This window comes from Allobosea massiliensis (genome assembly GCF_042655245.1).
Taxonomy (GTDB): Bacteria; Pseudomonadota; Alphaproteobacteria; order Rhizobiales; family Beijerinckiaceae; genus Allobosea; species Allobosea massiliensis.
Genome location: NZ_JBHSLU010000031.1, coordinates 1 through 4,003, shown reverse-complemented (window position 1 = coordinate 4,003; position 4,003 = coordinate 1). Strand labels below are relative to the sequence as shown.

General features: G+C 62.2%; 3 protein-coding genes. 1 reads left to right on the top strand and 2 read right to left on the bottom strand.

Annotation, left to right across the window (positions count from 1 at the left end; genetic code table 11):
* Positions 1 to 1,198: 1,198 nt before the first annotated feature.
* Both ACFPN9_RS12140 and ACFPN9_RS12135 read right to left on the bottom strand, forming a co-directional pair.
* Positions 1,199 to 1,450, bottom strand: a complete 252-nt coding sequence (locus ACFPN9_RS12140) for a hypothetical protein (protein WP_377817100.1) — start codon at positions 1,448 to 1,450, stop codon at positions 1,199 to 1,201.
* A 625-nt stretch (positions 1,451 to 2,075) separates the two neighbouring features.
* Positions 2,076 to 2,675 (bottom strand): recombinase family protein, encoded by a 600-nt coding sequence (locus ACFPN9_RS12135; protein WP_377817098.1) that lies wholly within the window; start codon positions 2,673 to 2,675, stop codon positions 2,076 to 2,078.
* 253 nt (positions 2,676 to 2,928) lie between these two features.
* Here ACFPN9_RS12135 and ACFPN9_RS12130 point away from each other — a divergent pair, with 253 nt between their 5' ends.
* Positions 2,929 to 3,282 (top strand): hypothetical protein, encoded by a 354-nt coding sequence (locus ACFPN9_RS12130; protein ID WP_377817096.1) that lies wholly within the window; start codon positions 2,929 to 2,931, stop codon positions 3,280 to 3,282.
* The last annotated feature ends 721 nt before the right edge of the window (positions 3,283 to 4,003 follow it).

The window sequence follows — 4,003 nt, the reverse complement described above, 5'->3', positions numbered from 1 at the left end:
CCGCTGCGACGCCGCAATCCGCAACCGCCTAAAGGCAATCGGCATGGGGGTCAGTTCTTCATGACGCAAAGGGGTCAGTTCCGAATGTCGCTGGACACAGCGGCGCCTACGGTGCAGCGGAGGTCAACGGTGTTGCTACCCTCGCGGGTCATTTCGAGCGGCGTCGAGGGGTCCACACCGTCCCGCATGAGGACACGGGCGGCGGACAGAAACGGGGTGTCTGAGGTGCACAGGAGACGGGAGCCGAGAGACGCACGGAAGCGCCCCCTCCCGGCTGGGGAGATGGTGATGACCATGGATAGGGGTTTCTTGCTGTTGCGTGGCGACCAAGAACGGCCGTCGTCGCGTCGGCCGTAGGTTGCCAAGGCTGGGGACGGAACGGCCGTTTTCGGCGGGAGGGTTACAGGGGCCGGTGATTGCCTGTGAGGGGCGGGATTGAGTGCCGCGTGATTGGGGCCGTGAAGAGGTTCTCACGGCGGAGGTCGAGGCCGTTCCGGTTCTTGTGTCGGACGGCGTGTCCCTCGGGAGCGTTCACGATGAGGCGGGCGATGCGCTGCGTGTTGAGCGGCGGGCAAGCGGCCCGGACCATGCGACCGCTGAAGGACCAGTTGGGGGAGACCCCAAGGGCCATAAGGGTGTCGTAATCGTCGGCGTCGAGGATGGCATGGGCGTTGATCGAAGCGAGGGGGACGCGCATAACGGGGCGCCCCCGGTCATCGACCCCGCGCTGCGGAGGACGAAGGGGTTCGTAGCTCATTTGGAGTTGGATTGCTGGTGTTCGGGGTTAGACGGATAATAGGACAGACAAGGTGCAGCTTCCGCCGGACCGGCGAGCTGAGACCTCCGACCTCCCTCCCCCAATCAACATCATAGGGAGGTTGTTCTTGGAGGATGTAGATGGGGTGTTCCACTTAGAGGGCACTGAGGGCGCTCTTCAGAGGGACACTCTAAGGGACATTATAAGAGGACCTTAGAAACGCTCGTATGGCTGAATGTGGGGGGTAATTAAAATCACACCCCTTATCAGGGTGGAGGTGGGGGGTAATTGGGTGCAGCACTACTGCACCGGTTAGCGCCGCCAGTGCAGCGGCACTGCACCTGAGCCCATTTGTGCAGTCACTGCACCCGGACCCGGAACGCAGAAAGCCCCTCACGGGGCTGTCTCGGGGGCCGCGAAAGGGCCGGCTATGAGGACGCCTCAGCGCCTCCCGAGCAACGCCGCCAGCATGGCCCCGCCCACCAGCACAGCGACCGCCGCTCCCGACATCGATCCCGGCCGGAAATCAACATGCACCTGCCAGCGGCCAAGCCAGATCGTGGCACTGCCGCTCTCCCGGTCGATGGTGACGCCCCGGCCGTGGTCTGCCGGCCAGCGCACTGCGTGAGCGGAGCCGACGAAGGGCAGCGTGAGGGAGCCGGAGCGGCAGGAAGCGGGGGCGGTAGTGGTCATGTTGTCTGTCTCCCACATGGCGGGCGGAGGTGCCCGGCGGAGACAGGACGACATAGCGGCGAACGCCGATCAAGACACTGAAGTTGCTTGATTAAGTGGGACAGTATCGGTGCCGGGACGGTTCCTTTGGGGGAGCAGCTAAGGGCCTGTCAGGGCAGCGGAAGCGGGCCGGGGAGAATGTCCCGTTAACGCGACCATCGGCAGGCGCGGCGGGTTGTCGCACCCCAGTCTCGCCGATGTGAAGCATCAGCGCGACCTGCCGTAGATTTCGCTTGCTCCACCTATCAGCCCCGCGCCGGCAAGGCCCAGCCCAGCCCCGACTAACGTAGGTGAGACCGCGAATGCGCCTATGATGACGCAGCCAAGCGCCACGAACGGGAACCGGTATACTCCCGAAGCAACGTTCATGAACTCATTGAAGCCGCAAACCGCAGCGCCCAGCCAGAACAGCCAGCCCATTTCTAAGAAATAGCCTACGAAAGCTGCTACGCCCCCGAGCAGCGGTATTGCAGCGGTGATCAACGCTTAGACCTCTCTCATTCGGGGGCTGAACGACGCCGTTCCCACTCATCATGTCCTATTCAACCAAGAAGGGATAGCGCATGCCAGCCGCCGAACAATGGGCTCAATTTCGCGGGGGCTGCACGGTATCAAGGCTCTCTACCGAGCGCCCGGTCAAAGCGCCAAGGATGCGATAGACGCTCGCTCGGCTGATCTGGAGCTTGGTGGCGATCTCACTCGCCCCCATGCCCTGATGCCAAAGCTCCGCGACACCCGACGCCTTGGCACGGGCGGTCGGCGCACGCCCCTTGTACTTGCCTTGCGCCTTCGCCGCCGCAATGCCGGCCCGCTGGCGTTCCAACATCAGGTCGCGCTCAAACTCTGCCATGCCCGCCAGCACAGTGAGCGTGAGCTTACCGGTCGGTGCGGTGGTGTCGATCCCCAGCGAGAGGATGCGGACCTCGCACCCCTTCGCCTGAACTGCCTTCACCGTGGTGAGGAGGTCGATTGCCGAGCGTGCGATACGGTCGGGCTTAGTCACGACCAGCACGTCGCCGCGCCGAACGAAATCAATCGCCTCGCGCAGTTTCGGCCGTTCGTTGTCCACACCGGAGCCGTGCTCCTCAAACACCCGTTCGCAGCCAAGCCGCGTCAACTCCGCGACCTGATCCGCCAATCCGGCGGTCTGTTCTGTGGTCGAGGTTCTGGCGTAGCCGACAAGCATCTACCCTCTCCTTTGTCTCAATAGGCTCATTGATGTTGAGCGCGGCCCGTCTCAGAAGTCAATAGCAATTCGTGTGAGACAGAGGCGACCGCGAGCTGAGACGTCTCACTCACCCCTGCCCTGTGAGACAGGCAGGCACCGGTTCGCTACGCCCGTTGGTTGCTTACGTAAGCATCGGGGGCACTCTCCATTCACAGCCGAGTTGCATCTGTTTCTGCTTCCAATAGTTTATTTTCGTCAAAGGAGAAGCATCATGCAGATCAAAGTCAAAGCATCTGGAGAAACCGAGGCGTTTTGGAAGAACGACGTATACGGAGTGAGAATGCACAGCGTCATAGGCGGCAGAAAAGGAGAGCGATCATTTGTCTCGATTAGCTTTAAGAGAGCATCGAAAGGCGGAGGTGTATTAGATTTTGTAGTTGAACTGCCGCCGGAGGTATTTTCAGAGCTGACCGCAGCGATGGCGAGAGCGGATCGGGATGCGGCCGTCGTCGCCTGCTGTGGGGTGCTGCTGGAGCAGATGCCCTTGTTGTTTCCGGGTGCGGCCGGGCCCTCGCCATCATCGAGCACCGCCCGCCCCCGAAAGCCCGGCAGAGCTTCCGGGTAGAGTAGTCGCCGGGACCAGCAAGACGGGCCTCTACGGTCGGACCCGCACAGCGCCAATCGGCCATCGGAGGGGACAGGTACGGTGCACCGGCAAGGGGCCGTGCGGTTTCGCCGAGGGGCACGCGGGGTGGCCCACGGGGGGAATTTGCGGGCTCGCCTGTACGAGTAGGGGTCTCGCGATTTCTGCCCGAACATCGGCGGGTTGCTGGTGGATCAAGGCTGATGCAAGCGCGGCTGGGCGGGTTCGCTCAAACATAGAGACCGCGATTTTTCGCCGGTACAATCCCGCTCGCACTCTCTCTGGTATAGTAACGACCCTTCTGTTGGGCAGCACCATCATTCACAGGTGAACCGTGACCGGGCCGAACGCTCATCCGCAATCCCTGCCGCCCCGTATCGAGGACCTGCACCAACGACTGCTATCAAACATACCCGCCCTACCCGGCTCGGAAACCGCTTTAGCGTCCCTCAACCTCCCTCAGACCATGCTAACCTACGTCAACTGGGCGGCCCGGTTCATCAAACCCCGCAGGCGCACCGTCCTGCACGCTCCGGATTTCTGGAAAACTCCGCAAGCTCTTGCATTTGGCGGCGAAGTTCTCGGCCTTGAAGGCGTCATTAGAAGGTCGTGTCCCATAGCGTGGTGTAGCTGACGGTGGTCACCGGCGATTGCCGGTTAGGTTTGGGTTGTGAACGCCAACCCTGAACCGAGAGATCCCCGA